The sequence below is a fragment of the Pseudonocardia sp. ZF1 genome (assembly GCF_056835605.1).
Map to the genome: position 1 here is coordinate 1,618,203 of NZ_JAJNBY010000001.1, position 17,947 is coordinate 1,636,149.

20 protein-coding genes are annotated in these 17,947 nt (G+C 76.2%); 18 read left to right on the forward strand and 2 right to left on the reverse strand.

Annotated features, from left to right (window positions below):
• Positions 1-7 precede the first annotated feature (7 nt).
• The 8 genes from ffh (at position 8) to ZF1_RS08050 (ending at position 6,036) form a co-directional block, all read left to right on the forward strand.
• A complete protein-coding gene (gene ffh / locus ZF1_RS08015) occupies positions 8-1,576 on the forward strand; it encodes a signal recognition particle protein (RefSeq protein WP_062401008.1) in 1,569 nt (522 codons plus the stop codon).
• A gap of 15 nt (positions 1,577-1,591) precedes the next feature.
• Entirely contained in the window at positions 1,592-2,710 is a 1,119-nt protein-coding gene (locus ZF1_RS08020) for an amidohydrolase family protein (protein WP_405418622.1), read from the forward strand.
• Positions 2,707-3,732: a CPBP family intramembrane glutamic endopeptidase gene (locus ZF1_RS08025; RefSeq protein WP_482636901.1), complete on the forward strand. Its 1,026-nt coding sequence runs from the start codon at positions 2,707-2,709 to the stop codon at positions 3,730-3,732. Before ZF1_RS08020 ends, ZF1_RS08025 begins: the two co-directional genes overlap by 4 nt.
• A gap of 147 nt (positions 3,733-3,879) precedes the next feature.
• The gene (rpsP, locus tag ZF1_RS08030; protein ID WP_062401012.1) at positions 3,880-4,383 is read left to right on the forward strand and encodes a 30S ribosomal protein S16; all 504 of its coding nucleotides are present in this window, start codon (positions 3,880-3,882) and stop codon (positions 4,381-4,383) included.
• Between the two features lie 5 nt (positions 4,384-4,388).
• Positions 4,389-4,619 (forward strand): RNA-binding protein, encoded by a 231-nt coding sequence (locus tag ZF1_RS08035; protein ID WP_149663515.1) that lies wholly within the window; start codon positions 4,389-4,391, stop codon positions 4,617-4,619.
• Positions 4,616-5,167: a ribosome maturation factor RimM gene (gene rimM, locus ZF1_RS08040; protein WP_482636902.1), complete on the forward strand. Its 552-nt coding sequence runs from the start codon at positions 4,616-4,618 to the stop codon at positions 5,165-5,167. Before ZF1_RS08035 ends, rimM begins: the two co-directional genes overlap by 4 nt.
• 94 nt (positions 5,168-5,261) lie before the next feature.
• Positions 5,262-5,477, forward strand: coding sequence for a helix-turn-helix domain-containing protein (locus ZF1_RS08045; protein ID WP_482636903.1), 216 nt, complete (start codon positions 5,262-5,264; stop codon positions 5,475-5,477).
• 13 nt (positions 5,478-5,490) lie between these two features.
• Positions 5,491-6,036 carry a Clp protease N-terminal domain-containing protein gene (locus tag ZF1_RS08050; RefSeq protein ID WP_405418616.1) on the forward strand — a complete coding sequence of 182 codons (546 nt, stop codon included), beginning with the start codon at positions 5,491-5,493 and terminating at the stop codon, positions 6,034-6,036.
• A gap of 31 nt (positions 6,037-6,067) precedes the next feature.
• Here ZF1_RS08050 and ZF1_RS08055 read toward each other — a convergent pair whose 3' ends face one another.
• Positions 6,068-6,826: an MgtC/SapB family protein gene (locus ZF1_RS08055; protein ID WP_178376860.1), complete on the reverse strand. Its 759-nt coding sequence runs from the start codon at positions 6,824-6,826 to the stop codon at positions 6,068-6,070.
• 51 nt (positions 6,827-6,877) lie between these two features.
• Here ZF1_RS08055 and trmD point away from each other — a divergent pair, with 51 nt between their 5' ends.
• The 10 genes from trmD to ZF1_RS08105 all read left to right on the forward strand — a co-directional run bounded on the left by trmD (position 6,878) and on the right by ZF1_RS08105 (position 17,208).
• Positions 6,878-7,654, forward strand: a complete 777-nt coding sequence (trmD, locus tag ZF1_RS08060; RefSeq protein ID WP_482636904.1) for a tRNA (guanosine(37)-N1)-methyltransferase TrmD — start codon at positions 6,878-6,880, stop codon at positions 7,652-7,654.
• A gap of 398 nt (positions 7,655-8,052) precedes the next feature.
• The gene (gene rplS, locus ZF1_RS08065; RefSeq protein ID WP_060714490.1) at positions 8,053-8,409 is read left to right on the forward strand and encodes a 50S ribosomal protein L19; all 357 of its coding nucleotides are present in this window, start codon (positions 8,053-8,055) and stop codon (positions 8,407-8,409) included.
• Positions 8,410-8,451: 42 nt separating this feature from the next.
• Entirely contained in the window at positions 8,452-10,713 is a 2,262-nt protein-coding gene (gene lepB / locus ZF1_RS08070; RefSeq protein ID WP_482636905.1) for a signal peptidase I, read from the forward strand.
• A 92-nt stretch (positions 10,714-10,805) separates the two neighbouring features.
• Entirely contained in the window at positions 10,806-11,576 is a 771-nt protein-coding gene (locus ZF1_RS08075) for a ribonuclease HII (RefSeq protein ID WP_482638685.1), read from the forward strand.
• On the forward strand, positions 11,573-11,896 hold the full coding sequence (locus tag ZF1_RS08080) for a DUF2469 domain-containing protein (RefSeq protein WP_020627284.1): 324 nt from the start codon (positions 11,573-11,575) through the stop codon (positions 11,894-11,896). Before ZF1_RS08075 ends, ZF1_RS08080 begins: the two co-directional genes overlap by 4 nt.
• A gap of 134 nt (positions 11,897-12,030) precedes the next feature.
• A complete protein-coding gene (locus tag ZF1_RS08085; protein WP_062401027.1) occupies positions 12,031-12,393 on the forward strand; it encodes a YraN family protein in 363 nt (120 codons plus the stop codon).
• Entirely contained in the window at positions 12,393-13,907 is a 1,515-nt protein-coding gene (locus ZF1_RS08090; protein ID WP_251784839.1) for a YifB family Mg chelatase-like AAA ATPase, read from the forward strand. The genes ZF1_RS08085 and ZF1_RS08090 overlap by 1 nt, the downstream gene beginning before the upstream one ends.
• Positions 13,904-15,085, forward strand: a complete 1,182-nt coding sequence (locus ZF1_RS08095; protein WP_482636906.1) for a DNA-processing protein DprA — start codon at positions 13,904-13,906, stop codon at positions 15,083-15,085. The genes ZF1_RS08090 and ZF1_RS08095 overlap by 4 nt, the downstream gene beginning before the upstream one ends.
• Before the next feature lie 31 nt (positions 15,086-15,116).
• The gene (locus tag ZF1_RS08100) at positions 15,117-16,190 is read left to right on the forward strand and encodes a tyrosine-type recombinase/integrase (protein ID WP_482636907.1); all 1,074 of its coding nucleotides are present in this window, start codon (positions 15,117-15,119) and stop codon (positions 16,188-16,190) included.
• Positions 16,165-17,208 carry a FliA/WhiG family RNA polymerase sigma factor gene (locus tag ZF1_RS08105; RefSeq protein ID WP_482636908.1) on the forward strand — a complete coding sequence of 348 codons (1,044 nt, stop codon included), beginning with the start codon at positions 16,165-16,167 and terminating at the stop codon, positions 17,206-17,208. The genes ZF1_RS08100 and ZF1_RS08105 overlap by 26 nt, the downstream gene beginning before the upstream one ends.
• On the opposite strand, the gene ZF1_RS08110 is transcribed toward ZF1_RS08105, so the two are convergent.
• Complete coding sequence (locus ZF1_RS08110; protein WP_482636909.1) at positions 17,165-17,869, reverse strand: M23 family metallopeptidase; 705 nt, start codon at positions 17,867-17,869, stop codon at positions 17,165-17,167. The two genes, ZF1_RS08105 and ZF1_RS08110, sit on opposite strands and share 44 nt — an antisense overlap.
• Between the last annotated feature and the right edge of the window lie 78 nt (positions 17,870-17,947).

A 17,947-nucleotide genomic window follows, 5' to 3' on the forward strand; every position in this document is an offset into this window, starting at 1 on the left:
GGTAAGGGTGTTCGACTCCCTCTCCGAGCGGCTCGGATCCACGCTGCGCGACCTGCGCGGCAAGGGCCGGCTCTCCGACGCCGACATCGACGCCACCGCGCGCGAGATCCGGATCGCGCTGCTGGAGGCGGACGTCGCCCTGCCGGTGGTGCGCGGGTTCATCACGCGTATCAAGGACCGGGCCAAGGGGACGGAGGTCTCCCAGGCCCTGAACCCGGCCCAGCAGGTCGTCAAGATCGTCAACGAGGAGCTCGTCGCGATCCTCGGCGGCGAGACGCGGCGGCTGCACCTGGCCAAGGAACCGCCGACGGTCATCATGCTGGCGGGTCTGCAGGGTGCCGGTAAGACGACCCTGGCCGGCAAGCTCGCGCGCTGGCTCCGGGGGCAGGGGCACACCCCGCTGCTCGTGGCCTGTGACCTGCAGCGTCCCAACGCGGTCAACCAGCTGCAGATCGTCGGAGAGCGCGCCGGCGTCCCGACCTACGCGCCGCACCCCGGGGCCACCGGCTCCGGCGAGCTCCCCGAGGGCCCCGGCGACCCGGTCGGCGTCGCCCGCGACGGCATCGCGCACGCCCGCGACAAGCAGTACGACGTGGTCGTCGTCGACACCGCGGGCCGTCTCGGCGTCGACGAGGAGCTGATGCGCCAGGCGTCCGACATCCGGGACGCGGTGCAGCCCGACGAGGTCCTGTTCGTCGTCGACGCGATGATCGGTCAGGACGCCGTGGCCACGGCCGAGGCGTTCCGCGACGGCGTCGGCTTCACCGGTGTCGTGCTCACCAAGCTCGACGGCGACGCCCGCGGTGGTGCCGCGCTGAGCGTCCGCGAGGTCACCGGCCAGCCGATCCTCTTCGCCTCCAACGGCGAGAAGCTCGAGGACTTCGACGTCTTCCACCCCGACCGGATGTCCTCGCGCATCCTCGGGATGGGCGACCTGCTCACCCTCATCGAGCAGGCCGAGCAGGTCTTCGACGCCGAGCAGTCCGCGGCCGCCGCCGCGAAGATCAGCTCCGGTGAGCTGTCCCTGGAGGACTTCCTCCAGCAGATGCTGCAGCTGCGCAAGATGGGGCCGATCGGCAACATCCTGAACATGCTCCCGGGGATGAACTCCGGGCAGGCGAAGGCCGCGCTCGAGCAGGTCGACGACCGTCAGATCGACCGCCTGCAGGCCATCATCCGCGGTATGACCCCCGCCGAGCGGGAGGACCCGAAGATCATCAACGCGTCGCGCCGCCAGCGCATCGCGACCGGGTCCGGTGTGTCGGTCTCCGACGTGAACGACCTGGTCAACCGCTTCTTCGAGGCCCGCAAGATGATGAAGCAGATGGCCGGCCAGTTCGGCTTCGGCGGCGGCGGGCGCAGCGCGACCAAGAAGGTCCCGAAGAACCCGCGCAAGGCCCGGCAGGCCAAGAAGGGCCGGCGCAGCGGCAACCCCGCGAACCGTGCCGCGGCCGGTGCGCCGGACCTGTCGAACCTGCCGCCGAGCCTGCAGCAGCTCCCGCCCGGACTGGGCAACCTCGACCAGCTGCCGCCCGGGTTCGACCCGTCGAAGCTGAACTTCGGGAAGAAGAAGTAGCTAGGGTCGCCACCCATGACCGATCTTCCGGCCGCGGGGTGGCGGCTCCGCGGAACGCTGCTGGGCCCCGACGGTGCCGCGGGCGCCGACCTGTACGTCGACGGCTCCGGGCGGGTCAGCCCGGAGCCGCTGCCCGGCGCGGAGGACCTGGTCACCGACGGCTGGATCGTCCCCGGCCTGGTCGACGCGCACTGCCACGTCGGGCTCGGCCCGGACGGCCCGGTCACCGACCTGGAGGAGTGCGCGGCGCAGGCCCGCACCGACCGCGACGCGGGCACCCTGCTGCTGCGCGACTGCGGGTCCCCGGTCGACACCTCGCCGCTGCAGGCCCGCGAGGACCTGCCCGAGATCATCCGGGCCGGGCGGCACGTCGCCCGCCCGAAGCGCTACATCCCCGGGCTCGCCGCCGAGCTCGACGACCCGCGCCTGCTCGTCGACGAGGTCCGGGCCCAGGCCGCCCGCGGCGACGGCTGGGTGAAGCTCGTGGGGGACTGGATCGACCGCGCGGCGGGCCCCGACGACGCCGACCTCGCCCCGCTCTGGCCGGACGAGGTGCTCGCCGAGGCCGTCGACGCGGCGCACGGGGCCGGCGCCCGCGTCACCGCGCACGTCTTCGGCACCGAGGCGCTGCCCGGGCTGATCCGGGCCGGGATCGACTGCATCGAGCACGGCACCGGGCTCTCCGACGAGCTCATCGAGGAGATGGCCGCCCGTGGCACCGCCCTGGTGCCGACCCTGATCAACGTCGAGACCTTCCCCGGGATCGCCGAGAAGGCGACGCGCTACCCCCGCTACGCCGCCCACATGCGCGACCTGCACGCCCACGCCTGGGAGACCGTCGGGCGCGCGATCGAGGCCGGGGTCCCGGTCTACGCGGGCACCGACGCCGGCGGCGGCATCCGGCACGGCCGCATCGCCGACGAGATCGCCGAGCTGGCCCGCGCCGGGCACCCGGACCCGATCGGCGCCGCGAGCTGGGCCGCGCGGTCCTGGCTGGGCCGCCCGGCGGGTCCGCTGCCCGGTGCGCCGGCCGACCTGGTCGTGTACGACCGCGACCCGCGGGGGGATCTCGGCGTGCTGCGGGCCCCGTCGGTGGTCCTGATCCGCGGACGTCGGGTATCAACGGGGGCATGAGCAGTTCGCCCGGTTCGCCGCCGGGACCGCCCGGAGCCTCCGCCGACGACCCGGCCGGCTCCACCCCGTCCGCCGCCGGTCCGTCGCCCGCCGGTCCGCCGCCCGCCGGGTGGCCGCCGGCGGGGTGGCAGGGCGGGCCGGCGCAGTACGGCTCCGCCGGGCCCGGGCAGTACGGCTCCGCCGGGCCCGGGCAGTACGGCTCCGCCGGGCCCGGGCAGTACGGCCCCACCGGGCCCGGGCAGTACGGCCCGGGTGGTCCGTCGCCCCACGGTCCTGGCGGGCCGTACGGTCCGCCGCCCCGGCGCGGGCTGTTCGGGATCGAGCCGTCGCCGCCCCCGCCGCGACCGTTCCGCGGACTGCTGGCCTTCCTGGTCGTCGAGATCGTGTTCCTCGGCTCGTCGTTCCTGCTGGCGCTGGGCCTGGGGGAGGTCGACTCCGCGCAGGAGGTCCTGCTCGCGATCGTCGTCCCGACGATCCTGGCCGCGCTCACCTGCGTCGTCTGGACCCGGGTGTTCGGCAGCGGGCCTCTGGCCGACCTAGGCCTGCGGTTCCGCTGGGAGGACGTCGGCATCGGGCTGCTGATCGGCGTCGCCGGGCTGTTCGTGACGATCCCGGCCGCGCTGGCCTACCTCTACCTGGTCGGCCCGGACCTGACGACCTCGGTCGGCGTCGCCTTCGAGGGCATCCGCACGACGTGGCCGGTCGCGCTGGCCGTGATGGTCGGCGTCGTGGTGGTCGCCCCGGTCTGCGAGGAGATCGTCTACCGCGGCCTGCTGTGGAACGCCATCGCGCACTGGGTCGGCAACCGGTGGGTCGTGTTCGTGCTGACCACGGCGGTGTTCGCGCTGGCCCACCTGGAGTTCCTGCGCGCGCCGCTGCTGTTCGTCGTCGCCCTGCCGCTGGGGGTCGCACGGCTGCTGACCGGCCGCGTCACCGCCGGGATCGTGGCGCACGCGGTCAACAACTTCCTGCCCGGGCTGGCCCTGGCCCTCATGCTGGTCGGGGCCTTTCCCGCGGTCTGAACGACGTCTGGCAGAATGGCCGATCGGGTCCGTGGCCGGCCCTCTACCTGCCACGGCCGACACCTACGAGTGAGCGAGCCCGTAACCCCACGCGAGGCCGGCTGACTCATCGCAGCACGAATCGACATTCGCGAGGAGCACCACAGCGTGGCCGTCAAGATCAAGCTGATGCGTCTGGGCAAGATCCGTCAGCCGTACTACCGCGTCGTCGTCGCGGACTCCCGTACGCGCCGCAACGGCCGGGCCATCGAGACGATCGGCAAGTACCACCCGAAGAACGAGCCGAGCCTGATCGAGATCGACTCGGACCGTGCGCAGTACTGGCTGGGTGTCGGCGCGCAGCCGACCGAGTCGGTGCAGAACCTGCTCGAGATCACCGGCGACTGGCAGAAGTTCAAGGGTCTGCCGGGCACCGAGGGCACCCTGAAGCCGCAGGTCGAGAAGGTCGACAAGCTGGCCCGCTTCAACGAGGCGCTGGCGGCGGCGAACGAGGAGCCGACCACCGCGGCCACCACCCCGAAGAAGAAGGGTGGGGACCGCGTCGGCAAGACCGCTGACGCCGCCCCGGCCGAGGCCGCGACGAAGAGCGACGACGTCGCCGACGCGACCAAGGACGCGGCCGAGCCGGCCACCGAGTCGACCCAGTCGTGACTCTCATGGCGGACGCGCTCGAGCACCTCGTGCGCGGCATCGTCGACCACCCCGACGACGTCCGGGTGGACCTGGTCACCGGTCGTCGTGGTCGGATCCTCGAGGTCCGGGTGCACCCCGACGACCTCGGCAAGGTGATCGGCCGGGGTGGCCGCACCGCCACCGCCCTGCGCAACGTCATCGGTGGTGTGGGCGGTCGCGGCGTGCGCGTCGACGTCGTCGACACCGACCGGTGACGAGCTCCGCACCCGACGACGCCGGCCAGGTCCTGGTCGGCGTCGTCGTACGTGTGCACGGTCTGCGCGGCGAGGTCGTCGTCGAGCCCCGCACCGACGCACCGGCGGAGCGGTTCGCGCCCGGTGCCGTCCTGCAGGGCCACCGGCCCCGCGCCGCGGGCCCCGGGCCGCTCACCGTCACCGGTGCGCGCGCCCACTCGGGCCGCTGGCTCGTACTCTTCGAGGGCGTCGCCGACCGCGACGCCGCCGAGGCCCTGCGCGGGGTCCAGCTCCGGCTGTCGACCTTCGCGCTCGCCGAGCCGGAGGACCCGGAGGAGTTCCACGTCCACCAGCTGACCGGTCTGCGGGCCGAGCTGGTCGACGGGACCGAGGCGGGCACCGTCACCGACGTCGTCCACGGCCCCGGCGGGTCCCTGCTGGTCGTCCGGCGGCCGGCCGGGCACGAGGTACTCGTCCCGTTCGTCGGGGCGATCGTGCCCACCGTCGATGTGGCGGGTGGGCGCGTGGTCCTCGACCCGCCCGACGGTCTGCTCGACCCGGAGGACTGATCCCGGCCCGGCACCCTGTGGTGCCGGGCCGTTCTCGTGGTCGCAGTGTCAACCAGGGTTGACATTCTCGGAGTGTCAACCTATGTTGACGGTCATGAGCGATGCGACGGCGGTGGCCGCGGCGGCGTCCAGCACGGACCCGGCCGTGGGGCTGCGGGCGGTGGTGGCCCTGCGCGAGCTGCAGGAGTCCCTGGAGGAGCTGCAGGTCACCAGCGCCCGCAACCAGGGCTGGTCCTGGCAGCAGATCGCCGACGCACTGCGGATCAGCCGGCAGGCGGTGCACAAGAAGTACCGCAGGCTCGGCGTGTAGAGGGGAGACGCACGTGTTCGAACGGTTCACCGGCGAGGCCCGCAGGGTCGTCGTCCTGGCCCAGGAGATCGCACGGATGAGGCACGCGGGGCGGATCGGGACGGAGCACCTGCTGCTCGGGATCCTGCGCAGCCCCGGCACACCGGGGGAGGAGCTCCTCGCCGCGGCCGGGATCGACGCCCGCGCCGTCGTCGAGGAGCTCGACCGGGCGGACGGCGTGCCCGATCGCGACGCCGACGCCCTCGCCACCCTGGGCATCGACCTCGACGCCGTCCGGAGCGCGGTGGAGGCGGGCTTCGGGCCCGGCGCGCTCGACCGTCCGCGGCGCGGACGGTGGTGGGCCGGGCACATCCCGTTCGCGCGGTCCTCGAAGAAGGCCCTCGAGCTGGCGCTGCGCGAGGCGATCCGGCTCGGCGACCGGTCGATCGGGACCGAGCACGTCCTGCTCGGGCTGCTGCACCCGGACACCGCGGCCTCGCAGGTGCTCGACCGGCACGGGATGACGCTGTACGGGACCCGGCGCGCCGCCGAGCGACGGCGGCCCCGCCGGGCGGGCTGAGCCGGGCCCGCTCGTCGGCTCAGTCGTCGGCTCAGTCGTCGGCGCGGTCCGGGTCGTCCGGGTCCTCGGTCGGGTCGACCCGGGTCTCCGCCGAGCGCACCCCGTCGGTCTCCGACAGCGCGGCGGCCAGGCCGGGCAGGTCGCCCCGGCCGTCGAGACGCAGGGTCAGCGCCGCGACCCGGACGCCGTCGGCGGCCACCGAGCCGCGGTGCACGGCCACCCCCGCCACCGAGAACCCGGCCGCGGTGCAGCGCTCCAGGACCCCGCGCAGGACGCCGTAGCCGTCGTCGTAGCGGATCCGCAGCACCGGGGGTCGGCGACGGTGCCGCCGCACCACCCGCGCGACCGGCTGCAGGCCCCGGGTCACCAGGAAGTGCGCCGCCGTCGCCAGGACGGCCAGCGGGGCCAGGCCCGCACCGCACGCCGTCCCGACCGCGGCGGCCAGCCAGATCGTGGCCGCGGTGGTGAGCCCGCGCACGACGTCCTGCCGGACGAAGATCAGCCCGGCACCGATGAACCCGATCCCCGACACGATCTGGGCCGCGATCCGGGACGGGTCCAGCGCGACGTGCTCGGTCGCGAGCAGGTCGGCGAAGCCGTACTTCGAGATGACCATGAACACCGCCGCGCCGACGCCGACCAGCACGTGCGTGCGCAGACCGGCGCTCTTCGCGCCGGCCTCGCGCTCCAGGCCGATCGCCGTCGTCAGGAGCAGGGCGAGCAGCACCGGCGGCAGCAGGCTCCACTGCGCCGCCGTCGACCAGAGTGGCTCGGCCCAGGACTCCGACATCGCATGACCTCCTTCTGCACGGGGGGACGGGCGCCTGCGACGATCCGCGCCGTGCGGATCGACGTCGTCACCATCTTCCCGTCCTACCTGCAGCCGTTGCGCGAGGCACTGCTGGGGCGGGCGATCGACCGCGGGCTGCTCGAGGTCGCCGTGCACGACCTGCGGGACTGGACCCACGACGTGCACCAGGCCGTCGACGACTCCCCGTACGGCGGCGGGCCGGGCATGGTGATGCGCCCCCAGGTGTGGGGCGAGGCCCTCGACGACGTGCTGGCCACCCCCGACCCGCCCGCCCGGCTGGTCGTCCCGACCCCGGCAGGGCGGCCGTTCACCCAGGCCACCGCGCACGCCTGGGCGGCCGAGGAGCGGCTGGTCTTCGCCTGCGGCCGCTACGAGGGCATCGACGAGCGCGTGCTGCTCGACGCCCGGGCCCGCGGCACCACCGTCGACGAGGTGTCGATCGGCGACTACGTGCTCGTCGGCGGGGAGGTCGCCGTGCTCGTGATGGTCGAGGCCGTCGCCCGGCTGCTGCCCGGGGTGCTGGGCAACCCGCGCTCGGCCGCCGAGGACTCCTTCTCCGACGGGCTGCTGGAGGGCCCGTCCTACACCCGTCCCGAGGTGTGGCGGGACCTGGCCGTGCCGGACGTGCTCCGCGGCGGCAACCACGCCGCGATCGCCCGCTGGCGGCGCGACCGGGCCCTGGAACGGACCCGGGACCGGCGCCCCGACCTGCTCGACGCGCTCGGGCCGGACGCCTTGGACGCCGCCGACCGCGCCGTGCTCGCCGCCCGGCGCCCCGACGACGACGCCGACGCCCCCACCACCTGAGCGTTCCCGCCGGTGGGCGTCCGCGGCCCGGCTCCGGGGCCGGCGCGGGGGGCCGTTCCGCCGTCGCCCGGCGGGCCTCCACCGGCGACCGGCGGTGCCCGGTCCGTCCGGTACGACCGGGCCCGCGGAGCCGCTCCGGACGCCCTCGCACCACCGGGTGTCCGGAGCGATCTGCCCGTCTGGCACTATGGACGGGTTGCCAGCGCCGCGTGTGGTGCCCGGTGACGGTCACGTGTGCCCCCGGTCCCGCCGGTGGCGCCGGCCGTACCGAGCCCGCCACGTGAGGAGCGTCGTCGCCGTACGGCACGACCGCCCCGTGGCCCGGGCGCGATCCCGGATCGACCCGGGACCGGCACCGCACGACCCGCACGAACGACACACGAGGACGGACCGTCGACATGAACACCCTGGACGCACTGGACGCGGAGACCCTGCGCTCCGACATCCCGAACTTCCGGCCCGGGGACACCCTCAAGGTGCACGTGAAGGTCATCGAGGGCAACCGCACCCGTACCCAGATCTTCCAGGGCGTCGTCATCCGCCGCCACGGCTCGGGTGCCCGCGAGACCTTCACCGTCCGCAAGATCTCGTTCGGCGTCGGCGTCGAGCGCACCTTCCCGGTGCACACGCCGAACATCGAGAAGATCGAGGTCGCCACCCGCGGCGACGTCCGCCGGGCGAAGCTGTACTACCTCCGCGACCTCCGCGGCAAGGCCGCGAAGATCAAGGAGCGCCGGGAGACCACCGCGTCCTGACCGTCACCCTGTCGTGACGGACCGGTGACGTAATCTCGACGCGTGGCCTTCCCCGAGCTCCCCGACGACCGCCGGGCCCGCCCCCGGCGGTATCGCGGCAGCGATGTTCCCGAGCGCCCCGGTCGGCGGCGGGCCCCCGAGGACCCGCCGCCCGCCGGTGGTGAGCCGGACGGTGACGAGCAGCAGTGGCTGCTCGGCACCGCGCTGCAGCACGGAGTGCCGGCCCGGGACGGCTCCGCGGACGGTGAGCCCGAGGGCGCACCGCGCGGGGTCCGTACCCGGCACGCGGGCCCGGAGGACGGCGCCGACGAGGCCCGTCCCCGCGGGCGTCGCTACCGCAACGGTTTCGACGAGCTCGCCGCCGGACGTTCCGGGCGGCACGGCGTCGACGCGGGCGGCCCGCTCCCCGAGGAGCGGCCCGCCCCGGCCACCGAGGGCCCGGACACGCTGCGGGCCCGCTACGCGGCCCGGCTGAACCGGCCCGACGGCCCCGGGCCCGGCGCCGCACCGAACGGCAGGCCGTGGCCGCCGTCCGGCAGCCGTCCGGAGCAGGCCCCGGACCCCCGTCATCCGGCGCCGCCGGCCGGGCGCCCCGAGGGCACCGGACGTCACGGCGTCCGCCCGGGCCCCGACCAGCCCGCCCCCGACGGCAGGCCCGGTCGCCGGGCCTCCGGGTTCGACCCGTCCGCCGCACCGCCCCTGCGCGGCCCCGACGCGCCCCGGCGCAACGGCTCGGCCCCCGCCGCCCCCGGCTTCGGCCCCTCCGGTCCCGCGCCCGGCGCCCCCGACGGTCGCACCCCCCGCGGCCACGGTGTCGACGGCTACCCGGCGGACGGTCGTGCGCCCGAGGGCCGCGGGCCCGACGGGTACGCGACCGAGGGCTACGGCCGCCCCGACCCGCGCGGTCGTGTCTCCGGCCGTCCGCCCGTCCGCGGCCCGTCCGCCGACTACTCCGACGGCGCCCGCCCGGAGCCCCGCCCCGACGGTGGTGTCCCCGATCGCCGGCCCGTCGGCCCGCCCGTCGACGGTTCCGCACCGACGACCCGCCGTCCCGTCCCACCGGACGCCGACGGGGCCCCGACCACCCGTCGCCCGGCCCCGCCGGACCCCGACGCCGCCGCGACCACGCGTCGCCGGGTGCCTCCGGAGGCCGACCCGCGGCGCGCCCGCGCGGCCGCCGCCCCGGTCGGCGACGACGTCGACGCCGACCCCGGGACCGTCGCCGTCCCGTACCCCGGCGCCGACGCGCCGGCGCGGCCCCCGCGCCGCCGTCGCCCGGCCGCCGCCCCGGCGGAACCGGCAGAGGACCCCGACGACATCCCCGCCGACCCGCAGGACGCGACGGACGAGCCGGAGCGCGCCACCGGTGGCCGCGCCGCGCGCCGCAGCGGCCCCGTCGGCGTCGGCGGCCGGATCGCCGCCCTGACCGGGCGCGGCTCCGCCGCGGCCGCGGCGGGCGAGGAGAAGCCCAAGACGGCGTTCTGGAAGGAGATCCTGCTCCTGGCCGGGGTCGCCATCCTGCTGACGGTCCTCATCCAGACCTTCCTCGCGAAGGTCTATGTCATCCCGTCGGGCTCGATGGAGACGACGCTGCACGGCTGCACCGGCTGCAACAACGACCGCGTGCTCGTCGACAAGGTCACCTACAACTTCACCGACATCACCCCGGGCGACATCGTCGTGTTCCGCGGCACCGACGGCTGGGCCAGCGAGACCTACAGCGGCGAGGGCAGCGAGAACCCGCTGCTCAAGGGCCTGCAGTCGCTCGGCTCGCTGGTCGGCATCGCCCCGCCCGACGAGAAGGACTTCGTCAAGCGGGTGATCGCCGTCGGCGGCCAGACCGTCTCCTGCTGCGACGCGCTGAACCAGGTCGTCGTCGACGGGCAGCCGCTGGAGGAGCCCTACATCTACTACCTGCCCGAGGCGGGTCCGGCCCGGCAGATCCCGTTCGGCCCGATCACCGTCCCCGAGGGCCAGTACTGGATGATGGGCGACTCACGGAACAACTCCGCGGACTCCCGGGCGGCCGGGCACGGCCCCATCCCCGAGGCCAACATCATCGGCAAGGTCCGGCTGATCGTGCTGCCCTTCGACCGGTTCGGCTGGGTCAGCGCGGTCGACCCGCAGACCACCGCCGAGGCGGCCGGCCTCCCGGGGCTGCCCGCCGGGCTGCCGCTGGCGCTGGGCATCCTGGGGACCCTGCCGCTCGCGGCCGGCCGGCGACGCGCTCTGCTCGCCCGGGCCGAGGCCGAGCGGTTCCTGCCCGCGACGCGCCCCCCGCACGGGTGGCGCCGGAGAGCCTGACCGGGAGCACCGTGCCGGTTCCGCCCAGCCGCGCCCGTCCCACCGGACGGCCGCGCGCCCGCCGACGGCCCGTACGGGTCCTGCCCGACGGGCTGCGTCCGCCGCGTGCCGTCGTCCGCGACGGCGGCACCTGGACCCTGCAGACGGTCCTGCAGCGCCACGGGCTCGGCCCGGTCGCCGGCGTCGACGAGGCCGGTCGCGGTGCGAGTGCCGGACCGCTGGTCGTCGCCGCGGCGGTGCTGCGGCCCGCGGACGCGAAGGCCCTCGACGGGTTGACCGACTCCAAGCTGCTGACCCCGGCCGCCCGCGACCACTGGTACGACCGCATCCGCGCCCGGGCGCTGGACCACGCCGTCGTCGTGATCCCGGCGGCCGAGGTCGACCGCCGTGGGGTGCACGTGGCCAACATCGAGGGCATGCGTCGCGCGGTGGCCGCGCTGAGCGCGGTCCCGCCCGGCTACGTCCTGACCGACGGCTTCCCGGTCCGCGGCTTCGGCCGCCCCGCCCTCGCCGTGCCGAAGGGGGACCGGGTGGCGGCCTGCATCGCGGCGGCGTCGGTGCTGGCCAAGGTCACCCGGGATCGCATCATGACCGCGCTCGACGCCGAGCACGACCGCTACGGCTTCGCCGTGCACAAGGGCTACAGCACCCCGGACCACGAGGCCGCGCTGCGCGCACACGGGCCCTGCCCGGAGCACCGGTTCTCCTTCGCGAACGTCGCCGCGGTGGCCGGGCGCGAGGCCCCGGCGGGGCTGGTCCACAATGGGGCGCTCCCCGAGCAGGAACCCGACCCCGGAGACCCGGAGGACACGGTCGGGGCGTGGGAGTCGTTGGAGATCGTCACAGGAGGAGCGGGCCGGTGAGCGCCGAGGATCTCGAGAAGTACGAGACCGAGATGGAGCTCACGCTCTACAAGGAGTACCGCGACATCGTCGCCCAGTTCTCCTACGTCGTGGAGACGGAGCGTCGGTTCTACCTGGCCAACTCCGTCGACGTCGCCCCGCGCAACGCCGACGGCGAGGTCTACTTCGAGGTCCGCATGTCCGACGCGTGGGTGTGGGACATGTACCGCCCGGCGCGGTTCGTCAAGAACGTGCGGGTGGTGACGTTCAAGGACGTCAACATCGAGGAGCTCGACACCCCTGACCTGCGGCTCCCCGACGACGACCAGTTCCCGGGCTGAGCGCGTAGCAGACCCCACCGACGGTTCCGCCGCCCCGGCGGCGCGGCCGGCGGTGCCCGTCCCCAACCGGCGGATCCGTCCACAGCCTGCCGATCCACCCCCGCGACGGGCCCGTCCGGCCCGATCGTGGACCCATGGCAGCGAAGGACGAGCTCGGCCGCCGCGGTGAGGACACCGCCGCCGAGTACCTCGAGCGGGCACACGGGATGGTCGTGCTCAGCCGCAACTGGCGGTGCACGCACGGCGAGATCGACATCGTCGCGGTCGACCCGCAGCAACGGCTGGTGTTCTGCGAGGTCAAGACCCGTTCCGGGCTCCGCTACGGCGAGCCCGCCGAGGCGGTGACCCGCCGCAAGACACGCCGGATCCGGTTGCTGGCGAAGGCGTTCATGGCCGCCCACCGGGTGAGCTGGGTGGAGATCAGGTTCGACGTCGTGGCGGTCCTGATCCGGCCCGGCCGGCCGGTCACGCTCACCCACTACCCGGCGGCGTTCTGATGCGGCCCCCGGCACGGATCTGGTCGGTGGCGCTGCACGGCGTCGACGGCGTCCCCGTCGAGATCGAGGCGGTCATCGGCGGCGGGATGCCCGGCGTGCACCTCGTGGGCCTGCCCGACGCCGCCCTCAACGAGTCCAAGGACCGGGTCCGGTCCGCGATCGTGCACTCCGGCCGCACCTGGCCCAACGAGCGGATCGTGCTCGCCCTCTCCCCGGCGACCCTGCGCAAGACCGGCAGCCGGTTCGACCTCGCCCTGGCGCTGGGTGTCCTCGTCGCCGCGGACGCGGTGCCGCCCGACCGGCTGCGCGGCACCGCGCTGCTCGGCGAGCTCGCCCTCGACGGCAGGCTGCGGCCGGTGCTCGGCGTGCTGCCCTGTCTGCTCGCCGCGCGCGACGCCGGGATGGTCCGCGCCGTCGTGCCCCGAGCCGCGCTCGCCGAGGCCGCGCTGGTCGACGGGATCGAGGCGTTCGGTGCCGACAGCCTCGGCGACGTCCTGGACTGGGCGTCGGGCAACCGGCTGCTGCACCGGCACGACGGCGGGCAGGAGGAGGCCCCGGCCGTCGCGGCACCCGAGCTGGCCGACGTGCTCGGCCAGCACGACGCCCGGCGCGCCCTGGAGATCGCCGCCGCCGGCGGGCACCACCTGCTGATGGTCGGCCCACCCGGCACCGGCAAGACGATGCTGGCCCAGCGCGTGGTGGGGCTGCTGCCCGAGCTCGATCGCGCCGAGGCGCTGCAGCTCGCCGCGATCCGCTCGGTGGCCGGCCGGCTCGGCGACAGCGGGGCGCTCAGTACGTGCGCGCCGTTCGTGGCGCCGCACCACTCGGCGTCGACCGCGGCGCTGCTCGGCGGGGGCAGCGGCGTCGCCCGGCCCGGTGCGGTGTCGCTGGCCCACCGCGGTGTGCTCTTCCTCGACGAGTGCCCGCACTGGCCGGCCTCGGTCCTCGACGGGCTGCGCACTCCTCTGGAGGAGGGCGAGGTCCGGCTGTCCCGCGCCGACGGCACCGTGCGCTACCCGGCCCGGTTCCAGCTCGTGCTCGCGGCGAACCCGTGCCCGTGCGCACCGCCGATCGACCGCGACTGCACCTGCCGCCCCGACGTCCGCCGCCGCTACATGTCCCGGCTGTCCGGCCCCCTGCTCGACCGGGTCGACCTGCGGGTGGCGATGGAGCCGGTGACCGCGCTGCGGGTGACCGAGAAGCGGGGCGAGGACACCGCGACCGTCCGCCGCCGGGTGCTCGACGCCCGCGCCGCCGCCGTCGCGCGCTGGTCGGAGCACGGGTGGCGGTGCAACGCCGAGGTGCCCGGCCCCGCCCTGCGGACCCGCTTCCCACTGCCCGCCCGGGTGATCGCACCGCTGGAGGCCCGGCTGCGGGCCGGGGACCTCAGTGCCCGCGGCGCGGACCGCGCGCTGCGGGTCGCGTGGACGCTCAGCGACCTCGCCGGGGCCGAACGGCCCGACCGCGGCCTGGTCGACGCGGCGCTGTACTTCCGCGAGCGGGGTGCCGCGTGAGCGCCCCGGTCCCGGCCGTCCGCCCGGGTACCGACGCCGGCACGGTGCCCGAGGAGGTCCTGCGCGCCCGCGCCTACCTGCTGCGCTGCGTCGAACCCCCGAACCGGCACCTCGTCGCCCTGGTCGACCGGTACGGGCCGGTCGAGGCGGCCGACCGGCTGCGTCGCGGTGCCGTCCCCGACGAGCTGCTGCGCGCCGCGGCGGCCAGGCGGGGTACCGACCGCTCCGAGGCCGACCTGGAGGCGGCCGCGGCAGCCGGGGCCCGGCTGCTCGTGCCGGAGGACCGGGGCTGGCCGTCGTGGCCGTTCCGGTCGTTCGCCGAGGCCCCGCGGGCCGACCTCGCGCCCCCGATCGCGCTGTGGGCCCGCGGGCCGGGGGAGATCGCGACGCTCGCCGACCGGTCGGTCACCGTCGTCGGGTCGCGTGCCGCGACCCCGTACGGGCTGAACGTGGCCGCGGACTTCTCCGCGACGCTGGCCCGGCGCGGCGTCGCGGTCCTCTCCGGCGCCGCGTTCGGGATCGACGCCGCCGCGCACCGCGGAGCGCTCGCCGTCGACGGCGCGACGGTCGCGGTGCTGGCCTGCGGCCCGGACCGCGTCTACCCGGCCGCGCACACCGGTCTCCTGGAGCGGATCGCCGCGACCGGACTGGTGCTCACCGAGTACCCGCCCGGCACGATCCCCGGGCGGCTGCGGTTCCTCGTCCGCAACCGGCTGCTGGCCGCACTCGGTGTCGGGACCCTGGTCGTCGAGGCAGGGGCACGCAGCGGGACGAAGCGCACCGCCGCCGACGCGACCGCGCTCGGGCGCCCGCTGATGGCGGTGCCGGGCCCGGTGACCTCGGGGATGTCGGTCGGCTGCCACGAGCTGGTCCGCTCCCACCAGGCGGGTCTCGTCGGACGTCCTGAGGACGTCCTGGAGGTCGTCGGCCGGCTGGGTGTGGACCTCGCCCTGCCGCCGCAGGGGGAGTCCCGCCCGACCGACGGGCTCGACCCGCGGGTGCTGGCGGTCCACGACGCGCTGCCCGCCCGGGCCGCGTGGCCGCCGGGACGGATCGGGGAGGCAGCGGGCGTCGGACCCGACGAGCTGCGCGCGGCACTGACCGAACTGGAGGACCGTGGGCTCGCCGAGTACCACCAGGGACTGTGGCAGCGTCCGGCACGCCGCGCGGGTCCTTGACCGGGGCCCCGCGGCGGCGGACCGTCCGGGCATGGCGCGCACAGAGTCCCCCGGTCCCGCGGGGTCGTCCGGTCCCGCGGCCACCGAGCCGGTCCCCGGCGCGGTCGACGGGCCGGCCGTGGGCCCGGCGGGCGCCCGTGCCGCGGGCGCCGGGTCCGCAGGGAGCGCCGGGCCGGCGGGCAGCGACGGGGCCGCCGCCGGTGACGGGCTCGCGCCGGACGTCGCCACCGCCGTCGAGGAGTTCACCGGGCACCTGAGTCACGAGCGGAACCGTTCGCCGCACACCGTCCGCGGCTACCGCTCGGACCTCACCGACCTGCTCCGCGGGCTCCCCGGCCTCGGTGCGCTCGACCTGGACCACCTGCGTCGGCGGCTCGGCGCGACGCACGCCGCAGGCGCCGGGCGGGCCACCGTCGCCCGGCGCACCGCCGCGGCCCGCACGTTCTGCGCCTGGGCGGTGCGCACCGGGCGGCTCGACCACGACCCGGCCGCCCGGCTCGGGTCGCCGCGCGCGGGCACCGTCCTGCCGGAGGTGCCTGCCGCGGCGGAGACCGCGGCGGTGCTGGCCGCCGTGACCTCCGGCGCGGCCGAGGACGCCCCGGAGGCGCTGCGCGACCTGCTGGTCCTCGAACTGCTCTACGCGACCGGGATCCGGGTCGCGGAGCTGTGCGGGCTGGACGTCGGGGCGGTCGACGAGTCCGCCCGTACGCTGCGGGTCCGGGGCAAGGGCGACCGGGAACGGACCGTCGTGTTCGGGGTGCCCGCCGCGCGCGCCCTGCGCCGCTGGCTCGACCACGGCCGACCGGCGCTGGCGACCCCGTCGTCGCCGCCGGCGCTGCTGCTGGGCGTGCGGGGCGGGCGGCTGGACCCGCGCGTCGCCCGGACCGTCGTGCACCGCGCGATCCGGTCGGTACCGGGCGTCCCCGACGTCGGACCGCACGGTCTGCGGCACGCCGCGGCGACCCATCTGCTCGAGGGCGGAGCCGACCTTCGTTACGTACAGGAGTTACTCGGTCACGCTACGCTGTCGACGACACAGCTCTACACGCATGTGACCGTCGACCGGTTGAAGGTGGTTCATGACCAGGCGCACCCTCGGGCCTGAGGCGTCCCCCACGACGCCCCGCCGTCCCGATGCGTTCCCCACCGCCCTGGCCACGGCCCTCGACCGGAGGGCCGCGGGGGCCGACGTGCCCCGCGCGGCCGTCCTCGGACCGGTCCCCGACCCACCCGGGCACCCGCGCGGCGGCCCCCTCGACGCCACCACCGGACGACCGCCGGCGGGCGCGGCCCCCGCGTGCATCGCCCTCGTCCCGGCGACGGGCCGGGCGCCCCGCGACACGCCCGACGCCACACCGGGTCACCTGAACGAGACCGTCGAGCCGGCCGTCGTGCCGCTGTGGCGCGAGTTCCTCGCCACCCGGGGCGCCGCCACGCGACGACGCCTGGTCGAGCACCACGCCCCGCTCGTGCGCGGTGTGGGGACGAAGCTGGCGGTGCGGCTGCCGTCGTCGATCGAGCTCGCCGACCTGCTGCAGTCCGGGACGTTCGGCCTGATGGAGGCCGTCGACCGGTTCGACCCCGCCCGCGGGATCCGCTTCGAGGCCTACGCGGCCCAGCGGGTCCGGGGCGCCATGCTCGACGAGCTGCGTGCCCAGGACTGGGTGCCCCGCACCGTGCGGGCGCGCAGCCGCGAGGTCGAACGGGCCCGTGAGGCGGTGCAGTTCCGCGCCGGGCGCCCCGCGACCGACGGCGAGCTGGCCGCGGAGCTGGGCGTCGCGGTGCGCGACCTCCGTCAGGCCCGGCGGCCGATGTACCTGGTCAGCGCCGAGGACCTCGGCGCGGTCGGCCCGGCGGGCTCGCCGCTGTCGACGCTCCCGGCCGACGACTCGGTGGACCCGGTGACCGCGGCGGTCCGGAGGGAGACCGGGGCGGAGCTGCGTGCCGCGATCGGGCTGCTGGGGGAGCGGGACCGGCTGGTCCTGCATCTCTACTACGTCGAGAACCGGACGCTGGCCGAGATCGGCGGGGTCCTCGGGGTCACCGAGTCCCGGGTCTGCCAGCTGCACGCCCGGGTGATCACCCGGCTGCGGGCGTCGATGCGGCCGGCGCTGGCGGGCTGACCCGGCCCGGAGCGTCCTCCGCGGGTTCCGGCGCCCCCTCCCAGGGGAGCAGCCGCACCCGGGGAGGCCGCAGCAGCACCAGTGGGTCCAGGTGGTCGAGCCGCTCCCGGCGCACGCCCCAGTGCAGGCAGGCCGCGACCGGGCACCCGATGTGCCCGGGTTCCAGCGTCCCCACCGGGTCGCCCCCGGCGAGCCGCGCCCCGGCGACGACGACGGCGGTCACCGGCTCGTAGGTGCTCCGCAGCCCGTCGGGGTGGTCGACGGAGACGACGCCGCGCCCGGCGATCCGCCCGGCGAACACCACTACCCCCTCCCGTGCGACGAGCACCGCCTGCCCGGGGGAGCCGCCGAGGTCGGCGCCGCGGTGCCCGCGGCCGTAGCGGAACGCGGGCTTGCGGAACACCGCGGTGACCGCCGGGGGCGGGAGCAGCGGCCAGGCGTAGTCCGCCCCCGGGGCCGGGATCCCCGCTCCGGGCGGCCGCGGCGGCGCGGGCGCCGGGCCCGCTCCGTCCGGGGGCCCGCCCGGAGCGGGCCCGGCGCCGGGCGGGGGCGGGACGCCGTCGGCCCCGGGAGGTGGCCCCGGAGCCGGGACGGCGGTCCCCGACGCCGCGACCGCCGGCGCGGTGACCGCCGCTGCTGCGACCGCCGGTGCCGCGACCACCGGTGAAGGGACCGCCGGTGCCGGGACCACCGGTGAAGGGACCGCCGGTGCGGCGACCGCCGCCCCCGGCGGCACGAG